General features: G+C 69.3%; 13 protein-coding genes. 6 read left to right on the forward strand and 7 right to left on the reverse strand.

The features are described 5' to 3' along the window. Positions 1-373 precede the first annotated feature (373 nt). On the forward strand, positions 374-1,276 hold the full coding sequence (locus tag ACIPEK_RS30495) for a universal stress protein (protein WP_402002775.1): 903 nt from the start codon (positions 374-376) through the stop codon (positions 1,274-1,276). Here the strand turns inward: ACIPEK_RS30495 and ppk2 are convergent. Beyond that, entirely contained in the window at positions 1,266-2,087 is an 822-nt protein-coding gene (gene ppk2 / locus ACIPEK_RS30500; RefSeq protein ID WP_402002515.1) for a polyphosphate kinase 2, read from the reverse strand. The two genes, ACIPEK_RS30495 and ppk2, sit on opposite strands and share 11 nt — an antisense overlap. Before the next feature lie 438 nt (positions 2,088-2,525). Further along, on the reverse strand, positions 2,526-3,443 hold the full coding sequence (locus ACIPEK_RS30505; protein WP_402002777.1) for a pyridoxamine 5'-phosphate oxidase family protein: 918 nt from the start codon (positions 3,441-3,443) through the stop codon (positions 2,526-2,528). Between the two features lie 234 nt (positions 3,444-3,677). Here ACIPEK_RS30505 and ACIPEK_RS30510 point away from each other — a divergent pair, with 234 nt between their 5' ends. Beyond that, the gene (locus ACIPEK_RS30510) at positions 3,678-4,352 is read left to right on the forward strand and encodes a CBS domain-containing protein (RefSeq protein WP_402002518.1); all 675 of its coding nucleotides are present in this window, start codon (positions 3,678-3,680) and stop codon (positions 4,350-4,352) included. A 479-nt stretch (positions 4,353-4,831) separates the two neighbouring features. Continuing rightward, complete coding sequence (locus ACIPEK_RS30515) at positions 4,832-5,704, forward strand: universal stress protein (protein ID WP_402002779.1); 873 nt, start codon at positions 4,832-4,834, stop codon at positions 5,702-5,704. Between the two features lie 23 nt (positions 5,705-5,727). Here the strand turns inward: ACIPEK_RS30515 and ACIPEK_RS30520 are convergent, their stop codons facing one another. From ACIPEK_RS30520 to ACIPEK_RS30530, 3 genes are all read right to left on the reverse strand, one after another. Further along, complete coding sequence (locus ACIPEK_RS30520; RefSeq protein ID WP_402002521.1) at positions 5,728-6,111, reverse strand: hypothetical protein; 384 nt, start codon at positions 6,109-6,111, stop codon at positions 5,728-5,730. 170 nt (positions 6,112-6,281) lie between these two features. Next, positions 6,282-6,635 (reverse strand): UBP-type zinc finger domain-containing protein, encoded by a 354-nt coding sequence (locus ACIPEK_RS30525; protein ID WP_402002781.1) that lies wholly within the window; start codon positions 6,633-6,635, stop codon positions 6,282-6,284. Positions 6,636-6,766: 131 nt separating this feature from the next. After that, positions 6,767-6,904 (reverse strand): hypothetical protein, encoded by a 138-nt coding sequence (locus ACIPEK_RS30530; RefSeq protein ID WP_402002524.1) that lies wholly within the window; start codon positions 6,902-6,904, stop codon positions 6,767-6,769. A gap of 138 nt (positions 6,905-7,042) precedes the next feature. Between ACIPEK_RS30530 and ACIPEK_RS30535 the strand changes: the two genes are divergently transcribed. From ACIPEK_RS30535 to ACIPEK_RS30545, 3 genes are all read left to right on the forward strand, one after another. Further along, positions 7,043-7,633, forward strand: coding sequence for a DUF6461 domain-containing protein (locus tag ACIPEK_RS30535; protein ID WP_402002527.1), 591 nt, complete (start codon positions 7,043-7,045; stop codon positions 7,631-7,633). Between the two features lie 205 nt (positions 7,634-7,838). After that, the gene (locus ACIPEK_RS30540; RefSeq protein ID WP_402002784.1) at positions 7,839-10,082 is read left to right on the forward strand and encodes a tetratricopeptide repeat protein; all 2,244 of its coding nucleotides are present in this window, start codon (positions 7,839-7,841) and stop codon (positions 10,080-10,082) included. 52 nt (positions 10,083-10,134) lie between these two features. Continuing rightward, positions 10,135-11,679, forward strand: a complete 1,545-nt coding sequence (locus tag ACIPEK_RS30545; RefSeq protein WP_402002530.1) for a phytoene desaturase family protein — start codon at positions 10,135-10,137, stop codon at positions 11,677-11,679. Positions 11,680-11,689: 10 nt separating this feature from the next. Here the strand turns inward: ACIPEK_RS30545 and ACIPEK_RS30550 are convergent, their stop codons facing one another. Both ACIPEK_RS30550 and ACIPEK_RS30555 read right to left on the reverse strand, forming a co-directional pair. Further along, a complete protein-coding gene (locus tag ACIPEK_RS30550) occupies positions 11,690-12,664 on the reverse strand; it encodes an acetylxylan esterase (protein WP_402002533.1) in 975 nt (324 codons plus the stop codon). 4 nt (positions 12,665-12,668) lie between these two features. Beyond that, positions 12,669-15,092: a polysaccharide lyase 8 family protein gene (locus tag ACIPEK_RS30555; protein ID WP_402002536.1), complete on the reverse strand. Its 2,424-nt coding sequence runs from the start codon at positions 15,090-15,092 to the stop codon at positions 12,669-12,671. Between the last annotated feature and the right edge of the window lie 5 nt (positions 15,093-15,097).

Raw genomic sequence — 15,097 nt, forward strand, 5'->3', positions numbered from 1 at the left:
TCCGCCGGGAACGTCCCGCTTCGCGGGACGTTCCCGAAAACCAGGACCAACCCCTACGAACCAGCCCCGCCAGGCTTGACGAAACAGATAGGGGCACCCCCCCCGCGCGCTCGCGCCGCACCACCCTGCACTCCTCCCTCCACTATCGGCCTCCTGCGTCTCGTGGGCCAGCCGGACGCCGGGGCGGCAACCAGCACCGCCGAGTCTCTTCTGCCGCTGCCGAAGACCACGTCGTGCGTGCGGACCAGCCTGACCACGAAGGGGGGCCGAACGTTCCGTATCCGGGCCGAACGGGTCCTCATGGACGGCCCGCTCCAGTGCAACTGTGAGGGCAGGTACTTCTTGCCCGGTCGAGTGGAAGGCGGTGGAAATGATGAAGCAGCCTCTGGTCTCGGGTGTGGACGGATCGGAGACCAGCCTGCGGGCAGTCGACTGGGCCGCCGATGAGGCGGCTCTTCATGGGCTGCCGCTGCGGCTGGTGTACGCGTCCAGGTGGGAGCGGTACGAGGGCGCCGCGCCGGCGCTCGGCCTGGGCCGCCCTGCGGAGCAGGCGCTCGCCGACAGCATCGTTGAAACTGCTGCTGAGCGTGCCCGTCGCCGTCATCCGGACGTCGACGTCTCGGTCGAGGTGACGCCCGAGGACGCGGTGATCGCCCTTTTGTACGAGGGACGCAATGCCGAGGCGCTGATCATCGGGGAGCGAGGCCGTGGCGGGCTCACCGGACTTCTGCTCGGCTCGGTCAGCCTGTCCGTGGCTGCCCGGGTCCCTTGTCCCGTCATCGTCGTGCGCGGTGACAGGGCCGGAATCGAAGGCGCGCACGGGCGGATCCTCGTGTGTATCGGGGAACCGGACAGGGGAGGGGCGGCGGTCCGGTTCGCCTTCCACGAGGCTGGGGCGAGGGGCTGCGACCTGGATGCCGTACATGCCTGGCGCTGTCCCTCGCACGACCGAGCCGACCCCCGGCGTACTGCCAGTGAGCACCTGTACCACAAGGAACGTGCGGCGACCCTGATCGACGAAGCGGTGGCCGAGTCCGTACGCGATCACCCGACGGTCCGGCTGCACTCGGCGGCGGTCGAGGGAACGGCCGCAAAAGTGCTGGTCCAGCGCTCGGCCGCGGCAGACCTGATCGTTGTCGGAGCGCATCGCCGCCGCAGCCACCTCGGACTCCAACTCGGCCGAGTTGCCCATACCCTGCTCCACCACGCCGACTGTCCGGTGGCTGTCGTACCTCTGGCGGCCCGATCGTGCGAGACCCCTCGCCTCACTTCCTGAGTTGCGACGCGTGGTCGGGGACGTACGTCTGAAGGTCTCTCGGCGGCCGTTGGTACCCGGTGGCCGCAGGCCGCGGAGGCAGTTCGATCACCGGCGGAGCGACTGCCTCGTACGGCACGCTCGACAGGAGATGGGCGATCATGTTCAGCCGGGCCCGGCGCTTGTCGTCGCTCTCGACGACGTACCACGGAGCCTCCGAGATGTCGGTATGGACGAACATCTCGTCCTTCGCCCGCGAATAGGCCTCCCAGCGGCTGATCGATTCCAGGTCCATCGGCGAGAGTTTCCACCGGCGTGTGGGATCCTTCAGCCGGCGTCGGAACCGCTCTTCCTGCACCGCGTCACTCACCGAGAACCAGTATTTGCGCAACAGAATGCCGTCCTCCACCAGCATCCGCTCGAAGATCGGGCACTGGCGGAGGAACCGCTGATGTTCTTCCATGGTGCAAAAACCCATGACGCGCTCGACGCCTGCGCGGTTGTACCAGCTGCGGTCGAGCAGGACCACTTCCCCCGCGGCTGGAAGATGCTCGACGTAGCGCTGGAAATACCACTGGCCGCGCTCGCGCTCGGTGGGCCGCGGCAGAGCGACGATACGTGCCACTCGGGGATTGAGGTGTTCGGTGACGCGTTTGATCGTGCTCCCCTTGCCCGCCGCGTCACGTCCCTCGAACACCACGACGAGCCGTGCGCCTTCCGCGCGTACCCACTCCTGGAGCTTCACGAGTTCGGTCTGGAGCCGGTACAGCTCCCGCTCGTACAGCGAGCGCGGCAGCTTTCCGGGCTCGCCCGAGTCTTTTCCGTCCGACATGGGATGACGTTATGGAGGAGACCCTGCTCGAAGTCAAGCGTCAGCGCCGAACGGGCTTCGCTGCGCGCACTCGGTACGGCGTGCCCCTCGTCGTGGATCGCCGTGAATCACAGGGTGAGCAGGGCGACGCCACCGCGATGTGGACGGCGCGGATGCCGGGTTCGGCGTACGGTCTGACTCGGTCGTAAGTGGCCGTGCAGGGAAGGCAAGGCGGCCCTGGAAACAGGGACAAAGCGTCACGGCTACGCGCCACGCATGGACGCAATGACGCAACAGCGTAGTAGACCAGCGCTGTCACATGAGCGTCGGAGAGCAGGGGCCTGGATCGCCAAAGCCTCCCTGCCCGAGTCGGTGGGCCCATTGGGGGGACCACTGTGCGGTCAGGACTGGATCGTGGTCGTGGAATGCCCGCCGGGCGTCGCGGCAGTCCGCTGTCGGTCACTGATCAGCTGGACTGATGCGCCGCCCTGTGAGGCGCGTGGGCCGGATCGACACCCATGTGTTGCGTTCGCCCCCTGCCCAGGGCGTGGTATGGGCCCGATCGGCAAGCTGCCGCAGTGCGTCGGGTTCTGTGACGATCCGCGCAGGGCCTACGGCAAGCACGCTCCAGCCCTGGCTCATGGCCTCGTCCACGTGGTCGACCTCGAATGCGACATCTGTTCCCCCGGCTGTCGCAGGCACTGCGTCAGGTGCGGTCCGGAAAGCGATCGTGCCATCGATGACCTCGTAGTTCACTGGAAAGACTGCCGGGCCATCGGGTGTTGCCACCGCGATGCGTCCTACGCCGTGTGTGGAGAGCCGGGCGCGGCATTCGTCGGGGTCCAGGTCCCGCAACCGGGGGTGCAGGAGTGCCTGGCCCTGGCCGGGTGGCAGATCAATGCCGCCTCCGCGCAGGGCTGCGACGGTGGTGCCGAGTGCGTCGGCCAGGCTGATGAGACTCGCCGGACTCGGGTCCGCCGGCCGTTGCTCGAGGTATGCCAGGTAGTCCGGCGCCATTCTGGCGCGGCGGGCTGTTTCTGCACGGCTGAGCCCCTGTCGCTCGCGTTCCATGGCCACGCGCCGGCCGATGTCGCCGGGGTTGGGTGCCTCATCGAGCCGGACCCCGGCGGACTCGGCGCCGGCCTCGGCCATGCCCGGCCGGGACGGCTCGCGGGATCTGCCGGGCCGGTGCTCAAGGTGACGGATATGGGCGTCGGGCCCGGGGAACACGAGCGTCACCTGGTCGGTATCCGACCAGTGCACGTCGTAGGGAGGGGTTCCGTCCTCATGGTGGAGTCCGACAATCTCGCCGTCGCGCCTGCCGGCGCCGGTGGCCGGGCTTTCGACAACAAGCTGATCGCCGAGGTGAGCTCGCATGATCGCCGCCAATTCCTCATGATGTTGCTGTACCCAACGTGCCACGTATGGCGTGTCGCCGCATGGGATGAGAAACCGTGTTCCCGCGTGGCCGAGCGGGCCGGTACCGGGCCCACTGGTCCACTGGTCCACCGACGAGCCTGGCCGGCCCATCCGCGCGACTCGCGGCGACGGGTCCTGACCCGCTCGACATATGACCATCACCGGCCGTCACATCCCGAAGGGAGAAGCCGCATGCACCACCGATCGGTCGCAGAGCTCATGACCAGAGACGTCGTCAGGGCACGGCGTGACCTGCCGTTCAAAGAGATCGTCAAGCTGCTGGCGGAGAACGATGTCACAGCGGTACCCGTGGTCGATGAACTGGATCGCCCCATGGGTGTCGTGTCCGAGGCCGACCTGCTGCGCAAGTCTTCCGACCAGGTTGATCCGTCCGGCCGCACACCGATTCCGCATCTGGAGGCGTGGGAGCGGGCCAAAGCCGAGGGGGCCAGGGCCGAGGAACTGATGTCGGCTCCCGCGGTGTGTGCGCGCCCGGAGTGGACCGTGGTCGAGGCTGCCCGCCTCATGGAGGTGCAGAACGTCAAACGGCTGCCCGTCGTGGACGAGACGGACAAGTTGCTGGGCATCGTCAGCCGTCGTGACCTGCTGCGGGTCTTCCTGCGCCGTGACGACGCCATCTACGAGGAAATCAACCGGGACGTACTACAGCGGACGATGGGCCTGGCCCCCTCGGAGGTGACGGTCGAAGTACGCCAGGGACAGGTCGTCCTCAGCGGATCCGTCGAGTTCAAGAGCGTGATCCCCATCATCGAACGGCTGTGCCGGAGCGTTGACGGTGTGGTCTCCGTCGCTGAGCGTGTTGCCTACCGGACCGACGACATCCGGACTTCCGGCACCGGCACGTGAGACTTTCGGGCCCGGCAATCCGCCTCACCGCGCACCGCAACGGCAGCGCAGGGCAGTCTGCACGGGCCCACGGCAAGGCCGACCGAGCTCGGATCAGGACCGTGTGGGAGGGGAGTGGCTCTTCGTGCCGGATTGCCTCGTCGGCAGCCCGTTCCACCCTTCGCCCCGGAACCCGTCGATGCCCAACCACCAGGGGAATGACGACCGCGCTTCCTCCTTGTGCGGATTTCCCGCCCCTACGAGTTCTGCCACATCGGGGTCGGCATGCGGCACCCGGAGATTTGCGGTACTCCTCGAACGAGAAGAAGCCGTTATCGGCGCGTCGGCGCGGATGCTCACACCATCGATTGCCCCTCACCCTCGTCTGGCTGGTTACGGACAAGAGCACAGGGACGCAGCAGGCCGGGCATGCGGACTCGCTTGCCGTCATTCCAACCTTTACGAGGCTGTACGAGACTTACGAGACGGAGGCAGTCGCCATGGAGCCAGTCGTCACCGTGGGCCTCGACGGCTCACCCGAGAGCCTTGCCGCTGCCCGGTGGGCCGCCGACGAAGCCGAGCGGCGCAAGCTCACGCTGCGTCTGCTGCACGCGTGGCCTCTGCTGGTGCCGGAACCGACCCGCGTTCCTGCGGAGATGGATCAGAACTACTGGGCGAGGCGGATCGTGCACAAGGCGCGGGCGGAGCTCCAGGCGCGCCACCCGGGCCTTCCCATTGTCGGCAACCTGGTTGCCGACGACGCCCTGCACGCGCTTCTGCGAGCGGCATCGGAGTCCGAGATGATCGTGCTCGGTTCGCGCGGACTGGTGCCCGTCGAGAGCTATTTTCTCGGAGACATCAGCATGCCCGTCGTGGTACGGGCCGACGGGCCGGTGGTCCTGGTACGCGCCGGAACAAGCGGACAAGGGCCACAACCCGCTCCAGCTGTGGAAGGCGGCGTCGTGGTGGCACTGAAACTGCACGGCCCCTGCGACGACCTGCTCGAATTCGCCTTCGGTACCGCCGCGGCGCGAAGCGTGCCTCTTCGAGCCGTCCATGGCCAAAGCCTGCCGCTGGTCGCATACGCGCCCTGGGGCGTGGATCACGACGTGACGGAAGAAATCACTCAGGACGCGCAGAAGCACCTCAACCAGATCCTCCGCCCCTGGCGTGACAAGTTCCCGCTCGTGGAGGTGAGCGACAGCATCGCTCTCGAAAGCCCCGCCAAGGCTGTCGTACGGGCCGCCCATGGCGCCGCCCTGCTGGTTGTCGGCCGACGCAAGCCCCGCCCCGCCCCATCACACCTGGGCCCAGTCGCCCAAGCTGCCATTCATCACGCGCGCTGCCCTGTTGCCGTCGTCCCCCATGCCTGATCCGAGCAACCGGGCGGAGCCGATCACGTCGGTACAGCAGGCCGACGTGTCTGTGTTCCTTGGACTTCCCCGCCGCCGTCGAAGCCGCGCACGCCCCCGAGGCGGCCCAGCATCATGTCGACCTGTGGCTCGCCGACGGCCCCAGCACGCGTTACGAGCTGCGGGACTTCCTCGTCCGGACGGCCCGCCGCGGCCACAGCCGGGACCTGCTGGTCCCGCACCGTGCCAAGGCCGAGCCCGAAGGAATCGACGAAGACACCCACTGGGATCTGCTCCAGCAGTGCTTCCACGACGAGAAACTGCCCCTGGACGTGCGAGCGGCAGGCGCCCTGCTCCTGCTGTTCGGCCAGCACCTCACCCACATCGTCATGCTCACCGCCGCGCACCTCGGCGTCCTCGACAGCCACGCCGTCCTCCTCCTCAACAGCACACCGATCCGCCTCCCGGACCCGCTCGCCACCCTCCTGTCCCGCCTCGCCGACGAACAACCCAGGCACGGCTGGCACAGCCGATGCCGATGCCGTGTTGTGGCATCGGTCAATTCGCTGTCAGGGGCGGCGTACCGTGGGTCCTGGCCTCAGTGGGTGTGCCTCTGCCAGTCGAGAGGCACCCGTTCGTGTGGGCCGGGCACCGTCTGCGTCTGCGGGTGGTGCTGCGGCGGCGCCAGGTTCGGGCCCTCGCTGAACATCTCCTTGGTGCGGAAGTCCCAGAACCAGTCCTCGCCCGGCTCGAAGCTCTGGATGACCGGATGCCCGGTGTCGGCGAAGTGCCGGGAGGCGTGCTGCTCCGGGGAGGTGTCACAGCAACCGACGTGCCCGCACTGGGCGCAGCGGCGCAGATGCAGCCACCAGCCCTGCGCCGCTTCACATTCCACACAGACGGTCCCGCTGGGCGGTACCGTCGGGTCGATACCCTCAATGGCCTGCGACATCAATGTCCTTCTGCCGTAGAGATAGGTCGCCGTGTCCTGATCGGCGCTACCGAGCCGCGCTTTCTCACGCACCTCGGTGGCGTAGAAGCTTTCCACGTCCGGTAAAAGCGAACGCATCGACCCGGATCTCACTACTGACGACCGTACCGGTCAACTGGGAGCTGATCGGCAAAGCGGTCATCGTGCGCGAGCCCGACGATCTGCCCGTTGATGGTGACCCTCCGCCCGCCGGAGCGGGAGAGGCCGTGGACGACTATCGGGACGCTCATCTCTCCAGGGTGCGGCGGAGTGACAACGGGCGCATCTCCCCCGAAAGAAGAGGCCACGAAGAAGACATCCGATGCAGTTGATCTGTCAAGCGACGGCGGTTTGCTGTGGTGTCAGCGGGGTGTGACAGCATCCGCCGAATGACGAGTGCACACGCAGGACGCGGCCTGGAGATGTTCCGGGTAGGCGACTTCCCCATCTACACGTTGACCTTCGTACGGGGTCTGAGCCCTGTCGAGCTGCTCACCCGCATGGGGGTTGACCGGGGAACCCTCGCGCTTCGCGACGGCATGGATCTGTCGGACGACTTCGGCGACGACCTTCTCGACGATGAGGAACCGGTCGTCACCACGGGCACCGACGGCTCATGGACCTGGGCGTGGGAACAGAGTGGTGTGCACGGGCTCGAGGAGCAGATCCTGAGCGCCGTGTCCGTCGGCACTGAGGCCGTTGCCCTGCACTACAACGAGAAGCCGATGTACTGGTTCAAGTACGCGGTCGACGGCGACGTCATCGTCGACTTTCACACGCTCCGGGCGATTGAGCCGACCGGGCAGGACCCGACACGGCTCGATGAGTACATGCGGCCGTTGGGGCTCGTCCTTGGCGAGTGGCCCCCTCTCCATGGCGTCCTGTCGCTTGTCGAGAATGCTTTCGGTATCCGGTTGACGCATCCGGGAGAGGTGGACGACCCGCGTATGAGCGGCCGGTTGAGCCCTTTGCCGGAGTGACTCCGCCTGCGCACGCCGGAACCGCCCTGCGCTGCATCCCTCCCGGCTCCGCCGGCAACTTCCGCCCGGTCACATTCTGAACGCGATGGCGCGACTCGGTCCCGGCAGCCGCCCCACCCCGTACAAACTGCGCAGCCAGGCCGCCATACTGGACGGGCCGGGGAGGGCACAGAAGCAGGCGAAGCGACGGGGGCGACAGCAGGCGATGGCGGACACCAGGCTGATCCAGAGCCGGTACCGACTGCTCGATCTGATCGGGCGCGGAGGCATGGGCGAGGTGTGGCGCGCCCGCGACGAGTCGCTCGGCCGCCACGTGGCCGTCAAATGCCTCAAGCCGATGGGGCCCCAGCACGATCAGTCCTTCACCCGGATCCTGCGTGAACGGTTCCGCCGGGAGGCCCGGGTGGCCGCTGCCCTCCAGCACCGGGGCGTCACCGTCGTCCATGACTTCGGCGAACACGAAGGCGTCCTCTACCTGGTGATGGAACTCCTCGACGGCCGTAACCTCAGCCAGCTCCTGGAGGACAACGAACAGCACCCGTTGCCGGTGCCCGACATCGTCGACATCGCCGAGCAGGTCGCCGACGCGCTCGGCTACACCCACCAGCAGGGCATCGTGCACCGCGACCTCAAGCCCGCCAACATCATGCGGCTGGCCGACGGCACGGTGAAGATCTGCGACTTCGGCATCGCCAGGCTCGGCCACGACATCGGCTTCACCTCCCGCCTCACCGGTACGGGCATCGCCATGGGCACCCCGCACTACATGTCGCCCGAGCAGATCAGCGGCGGCCATGTCGACCACCGCAGCGACCTCTACTCACTGGGCTGCGTCCTGTACGAGATCGCCACCGGAGCACCGCCGTTCGACCTCGAAGACGCCTGGGCCGTTCTCGTCGGACACCGTGACACCCAGCCCGAGCCACTGCGCACCCATCGGGCCGAACTCCCTGGATTCTTCGACCGCGTCGTCCTGGAACTGCTGGCCAAGACCCCGGAGGAGCGGCCCGTCGACGCGGGCGACCTACGGCAGCGGATCGCCGTCGGCCGCACCGGCGAGCAGCCGCAGCTCCAGCCTTCGGGGCAGGTACGGCTCGCGCCGCCCGTTCCCGTCGTGCGTCCCGGGCAGGAGCTGCCGGCCTGGACCCGCGGCATGACCACCGGACACAAGGCGTCCGGCGCCCTCGGGCTCGCGCCGCCCGACCACTCCGCGGGCCTCACCGGCGAATGGACCACCGGCACCGACATGCGACACCTCACCGGAGAACTGCCACAGGTCAGGGCCGAGCGGCCGACCCCGTCGCCGGAACTGCTCTCCATCCTCGCCAACCGGCACAGCGCGGGCCTCAACCTCGGCAGGCTCGGCCACTGGGAGGAGGCCGGCGAAGTACACCGTGCGGTCGCCGCCGAACGCGAGCACGCCCTCGGCCCCGACCACCCCGACACCCTCTCCAGCCGGTACGAGGTCGGCTTCACCCTCAGCCACACCGGGCGCGCGTCGGACGCCCTGCGGGAGTTCGGCCGCGTCGCCCAGGGCCGCGAACGCACCCTGGGACCCGATCACCCGGAGACCCTCGCGGCCCGCCAGGAGATGGCCTACGTCCTGGGCCGGCTCGGCCGGCACTTCGAGGCCCATCAGGTGTACGCGACGGTCCTCGCCTCCAGGGAACGGTCGATGGGCCCCGACCACCCCGACACCCTGCGCTGCCGCCACAACCTCGCCTTCAACCTCAGCAGACTCGGCCGGCTGGAGGACTCGTACCGGATGTCCAGGGACGTGGCGTCGGCCCGTTCCCGCCTGCTCGGTGCCGACCACCCCGACACCCTGGTCACGCTCTACGAAGTGGCGTACACGCTCGGCCGGCTGGGACGCTGGACGGAGGCCCTGCAGACCTACCGCGAAGTCGCCCAGGCCCGGTCGAGGTCGCTCGGCGCCGACCATCCCGACACACTCTCCGCCCGCTACGAGGTCGGCATCAGCCTCGGCCGCCTGGGTCGCAGCGCGGAGGCCCTGGAGCTCTACCGTGCCCTCGTAGACGACCGGACCAGAGTAGGCGGTCCCGCCGACCCCGAGACGCTCCGCGCCCGCCACGGCCTCGGTGTCAATCTGGGCCGCCTCGCCCGCTGGGAGGAAGCGCTCGCCGAGGCGCGCGACGTGTGCGCGGTGCGCGAACGCGTCCTGGGCGCCGACCACCCCGACACCCTCGTCAGCCGCCGCGAGGTCGCCGTCGGCCTCGGCTGGCTCGGCCGCTGGGCCGACGCCCTCACCGTCTACCGCCAGGTCGCCGCGGCCCGCGAACGCGTTCTGGGCGCCGACCACCCCGATACCCTCGCCGCCCGCAATGACGAGGCACACTGCCTGGAGCAGCTCGGCCGGGGACCGGAGGCCGTGGAGCTGTACCGCCGGGTCGCGGCGCTGCGCCGCGGGCGGGGAGTGCCGCCGCACTGACCGGACGCCACAGCCTCTGTTCAGGGGTGATCGTCCCGTGCTACGAAGGGTCATGCCCGCACCCGACAGCTATGACGCAGTGATCGTGGGCGGCGGCCACAACGGTCTGGTCGCCGCCGCCTACCTCGCCCGCGCCGGACAGTCCGTCCTGGTCCTGGAACGCCTCGCCACCACCGGCGGAGCGGCCGTTTCGACCCGCCCCTTCGACGGGGTCGACGCCCGACTGTCGCGCTACTCGTACCTCGTGTCCCTGCTGCCGCAGAAGATCGTCCGCGATCTCGGCCTGGACTTCGCCGTACGCAAGCGGACCGTCTCCTCGTACACCCCGACCGTGCGCGGCGGCCGCGCCACCGGGCTGCTCGTCGGCGGGGACCGCACCCGGGAATCCTTCGCCGCACTCACCGGCTCGGACCGGGAGTACGAGGCGTGGCAGCGCTTCTACGGCATGACGCGACGCGTCGCCGAGCGGGCCTTTGCGACACTCACCGAACCTCTGCCGACGCGGGACGCGCTGCGCGAGCGGATCGGTGACAAGGAGGCCTGGCGAACACTCTTCGAGGAGCCCATCGGTGTCGCCGTCGAGAAGAACTTCCATGACGACCTCGTACGCGGAGTCGTGCTCACCGACGCACTGATCGGCACCTTCGCCGACGCGCACGATCCGTCCCTGCTCCAGAACCGCTGCTTCCTCTACCACGTCATCGGTGGCGGAACCGGCGACTGGGACGTCCCGGTCGGCGGCATGGGCGCGCTCACCGACGCCCTCGCCCGTGCCGCCCGCGAGGCCGGGGCTCAGATCCGCGTACGGCACGAGGCGACCCGTATCGACACCGACGGAACACGGGCCGAGATCACCGTCCGCTCGACCGAGGCGGAACACGTCGTCACGGCCCGCAGGGTCCTGGTCAACGCCTCGCCGCAGGCGCTCGCCGCTCTCCTCGGGGACGAGCCGCCCACCCCGGCCGAGGGCGCGCAGCTGAAGGTGAACATGCTGCTCACCCGGCTGCCCCGGCTGCGTGACCGCTCTGTCGACCCGCGCGAGGCCTTCGCCGGCACGTTCCACGTCGCCGAGGGGTACGGGCAGCTCGCCGACGCCTACCGGGACGCGGCGGGGGGCCGGCTGCCCGCCGCCCCGCCGTCCGAGATCTACTGCCACTCGCTGACCGACCCGTCGATCCTCGGCCCCGACCTCGCAGCCCGCGGCTACCAGACCCTCACCCTCTTCGGCCTGCACACCCCCGCCCGGCTCTTCGCCGCCGACAACGCGGCGACGCGCGCCGAGCTGCTGGCGGCCACGCTCGCGGAACTCGACGCGCACCTGGACGAGCCGATCACCGACTGCCTGGCACGTGACGAGAACGGCGAGCCGTGCATCGAGGCCAAGACACCGCTCGACCTCGAACAGGATCTGCGGCTGCCCGGAGGCCACATCTTCCACCGGGATCTCGCGTTCCCGTACGCCACTGAATCCACCGGCCGGTGGGGTGTGGAGACGGCGCACGCCAATGTGCTGCTGTGCGGGGCGGGCGCCGTACGCGGTGGCGGGGTCAGCGGGGTTCCCGGCCACAACGCCGCGATGGCGGCGCTGGGCCGGTGACCTTCTTGCGCTAGCGTCCGAACACGCCGCGCAGCGCGTCGCGTTTGCGCGGCAGGTCGTACTCCGCGCCGCCCTCGTGCCCGTTGTACGTGAACACCTCGATCTCGGCCGGACCCGCATAGCGGTGATACGCGGCGAACACCGTGGACGACGGGCAGATCCTGTCCATCAGACCGACCGAGAACCACGCCGGGGCACTCGCCCGTGCCGCGAAGTTGACCCCGTCGAAGTAGGACAGGGTCTCCATCGCCTCGCCGATCCGGAAGCGGTGCCCGGACAGCCAGCGGGCGATCTCCGCATACGGTCCGGCGTCCGTGATCTGCGAGGCACGCCGGTAGTGGCAGAGGAACGGCACATCGGCGACCGTCGCCGCGATGTCGTCCCGCAGCCCGGCGACGGCCAGGGCGAGCCCGCCGCCCTGGCTGCCCCCGAGCACCGCGACCCGGGACGCGTCCACCGCCTCATGGGCCTTCGCCGCGTCCACCGCCCGCACCGCGTCCGTGATCAGCCGCCGGTAGTAGTGGTGGTACGGGTCCTCGATGCCGCGGGTCAGGAAGCCGGGGGAGGACGAGCCGTGCCCGTCGGGGCCGATGTCAGGGGTGTCCGCGGTGTTCTTGCCGCCGCCGCCCTGGCCCCGGTTGTCCATGACCAGATGCGCGTAGCCGAGTGCGCTCCAGGTCAGCCAGGAGTACGGAATGCCCCGGCCGCCGTTGTAGCCGATGTACTGCACCACGGCGGGCAGCGGACCCGAGCGCGCCTTCGGCAGCATCAGCCATGCCTTCACGGGCTGCCCGCCCCAGCCCCGGAACGTCACATCGAGCACATCGACGGTCGCGAAGCCCGCGTTGTACGGGACGAACTCGGCTTCCAGGGGATGGCGGGCCGTCTCGGTGAGCGTCTTCTCCCAGAAGGCGTCGAAGTCGGCCGGCTCCTCCGGCTCCGGCCGGTAGTCGCGCAGCCGGTCCAGATCCATGTCGAACAGCAAGGGTCTAGCTCCTCTTCAGGGTGAGGCTGAGGGTTGCACCGTGGCGTTCAGCGGTCTCGGCGGTGATCCGGATGCCGTTGCCGGTGCGTGCGGCGCTGACACCCGGATCGGCGGACACGACGGTCAGACCGCGCTGCGCCAGGTCCAGGACCACCGAGGACCGCAGCTGCGTCGGATCGGACAGTGACACCTTCACCGTCTTTCCGTCCGGTCGTACGAGCACCGAGGCGGGACCGTCCGATGCCAGGTTCTGCACGGTTCCCGCGGTCCAGAAGTTCGCGGCGACCAGTCCGTCCGCGCAGCGGCGTACCGCATGCACGGCGGTGGAGCGGGCGATCAGCTTCACCGGAGGCGCGGACGACCACTGCTTCGTACGCTCGGCGGAGGCCGCCGGGGCCTGCAGCCAGAAGTAGCCCGCCCCGCTCGGCGCGGTGCCGTGGTCCTGCCACAGCGTCAGATACGGGCGGGTGACCGGGGTGTCCGTGCCGTACTTGAGGTTGATCTCGCGCCACGTCGCGGTGCGGTCCTGACGCAGGGCGTGGAGCGTGGCCGGCTCGGGGAATACGTAGCCGCCGGTCCCGGCGACATGCAGCCACCGCACCTGGTCGAGCTCTGCCGACCAGCCGGCGTCCGTGGGCGCGGCCGTGCCGTTGACGAGCAGGGCCGCCTTCGGGGCGCTGAGCTTCCGGTTCTCCACGACCGTCTCGGCCGTGCCCGCGTCGGAGGTGATGCCTGAGCCGACACAGGCGATCACATCGTCCAGGCAGAACCAGCTCTTCAGCCCGTGCAGCGAACTTCCGTACGCGCGCAGCTCCATGCCGTACGCACCGAGCGTCGTCCCGGGCAGTGCGGTGCCGCCCGCCCAGTCGGCCGTGCTGGTGGTGCGCTGCCCCGCCGCGTCCGCGGGCCGGCCGGCGATGACGGTGGTACCGGGCAGCCGGGTCGGGTCGACGGTCGGCCAGTAGTCGTCGCTGTAGTGCCCGAGGTCGTCGGTGTAGAGCAGGACCATGCCGTCGGAGAGGTGCCAGGCGTGCAGATTCTCGTTCTGGATCGACTCGTAGTTGTAGATCCGGGACGAGTACGCGGAGATGCCCAGCGCGAAGGACGGCCGGTGGTGGGCCGCCTTGTCCATCCGCGGGTGCTGCTTGTGCGCGATCAGCGGACCACGCGCAGGGACCGGGGAAGCGATGATCTGCCGGGCGGCGACGAGCGAGGCGAGGTCGGTGACGGCCAGGAAGTCCCGGTAGGTGTCCTCGGCGATCCACTGCTTGACCAGGGCGGTGAACCGGTCGGCCGCCTCGCCGGGGAAGCTCGGGATCAGTCGTACCACCGCTTCGATGACCGTCTGCGCCGAGACATGGCCCTGCTTGCTGGGGCGGGCGATCTCGCGCCCGCACACCGACGCCATCACATCGCCGCGGGCCAGCAGCGGGTCGAAGCCGTCGGCGACCCAGCTGCGGACGTTGTCGAGATCGGGGTCGGTGACCGTCCACGCCGTACCGGCGAGCAGGTTCAGCAGCCGGGACAGGTTGTTCAGCAACTCCTTGCCGTAGCCGCCGTTGTACGGGTGCTTGTAGTGCTGGAGGAACGAACCGTCGGAGTAGAAGCCCTCGCCGGTACCCTCCGCCGCGGCGCCCTCGTCGTTGAAGGCGAGGACACTGTTGGCACCCGAACCCTCGACGTCCGAAAGAGCGTCACGGACCCGGGCCAGATCGTCGCCGTTGTCGCTGAGCACGGCGTTGACGGCGACGACGGTTGAGATCCACACCCGGTTGGCGCCGGTCGCGATCTGCCGGTCGGCCCGCCAGAGGTTCGGGTCGGGCGTGTAGTGCCGGACAGCGGTGTTGATCCGGCCCAGCCGCTCCGTCCCGAGCGCGTCGTACAGCAGCACGGACGCGTCGTTGAGGGCGAGCGCGGAGCCGATCTCCCAGTCCCAGTCGTTGTCGAACCGGGTGTGGCCGGGGCCGTAACGGTTCGTCAGCATCCAGTCGATGCCCGCCAGCAGCAGATCGCGCAGCGCGGTGTCACCGTACTGAGGAGTGCCGGGCACGGCCCACGCGGTCGCGACCGTGGCGAGCCGCTTGAACGATGTCGTGACGTGGTTGGAGAGCGTGGTGCTGGTCAGATCGGGGAACAGCCCGTCGGTACGGGTCGGGTCGAGGCCCTTCGCCGAGGTGGTGGCGGCCTTGCCGGTCCTGGCCACGGCCGCGGCGATCTGCGGGTCCGTCAGGTCGAGACCCGGGCCGCCGGTGAGCAGGGTGTGCCAGCGGGTGCGCAGGGAGGCGGCGTCATCGACGACGGCGTCCCCGGCTGCCGCGTGCGCGGGAGCCGCGGTGAGCGTGAGCGGCAGGGCGGCGGCTGCGCCGAGCACCGCCGCCCCGGCGAGAACGGTGCGCCGGGTGGCGCCCGGAGTGATGCCTGGGTTCATGATGC

It is taken from the genome of Streptomyces sp. NPDC088246 (assembly GCF_044741025.1).
In the GTDB taxonomy this organism is placed as follows: domain Bacteria; phylum Actinomycetota; class Actinomycetes; order Streptomycetales; family Streptomycetaceae; genus Streptomyces.

Coding starts and splice junctions, on each gene's coding strand:
- ACIPEK_RS30525 (WP_402002781.1), bottom strand. CDS start 6,635: ATGTCGCAGGCCATTGAGGGTATCGACCCGACGGTACCGCCCAGCGGG.
- ACIPEK_RS30540 (WP_402002784.1), top strand. CDS start 7,839: ATGGCGGACACCAGGCTGATCCAGAGCCGGTACCGACTGCTCGATCTG.
- ppk2 (WP_402002515.1), bottom strand. CDS start 2,087: ATGTCGGACGGAAAAGACTCGGGCGAGCCCGGAAAGCTGCCGCGCTCG.
- ACIPEK_RS30510 (WP_402002518.1), top strand. CDS start 3,678: ATGCACCACCGATCGGTCGCAGAGCTCATGACCAGAGACGTCGTCAGG.
- ACIPEK_RS30545 (WP_402002530.1), top strand. CDS start 10,135: ATGCCCGCACCCGACAGCTATGACGCAGTGATCGTGGGCGGCGGCCAC.
- ACIPEK_RS30515 (WP_402002779.1), top strand. CDS start 4,832: ATGGAGCCAGTCGTCACCGTGGGCCTCGACGGCTCACCCGAGAGCCTT.
- ACIPEK_RS30505 (WP_402002777.1), bottom strand. CDS start 3,443: ATGCGAGCTCACCTCGGCGATCAGCTTGTTGTCGAAAGCCCGGCCACC.
- ACIPEK_RS30530 (WP_402002524.1), bottom strand. CDS start 6,904: ATGAGCGTCCCGATAGTCGTCCACGGCCTCTCCCGCTCCGGCGGGCGG.
- ACIPEK_RS30535 (WP_402002527.1), top strand. CDS start 7,043: ATGACGAGTGCACACGCAGGACGCGGCCTGGAGATGTTCCGGGTAGGC.
- ACIPEK_RS30555 (WP_402002536.1), bottom strand. CDS start 15,092: ATGAACCCAGGCATCACTCCGGGCGCCACCCGGCGCACCGTTCTCGCC.
- ACIPEK_RS30495 (WP_402002775.1), top strand. CDS start 374: ATGAAGCAGCCTCTGGTCTCGGGTGTGGACGGATCGGAGACCAGCCTG.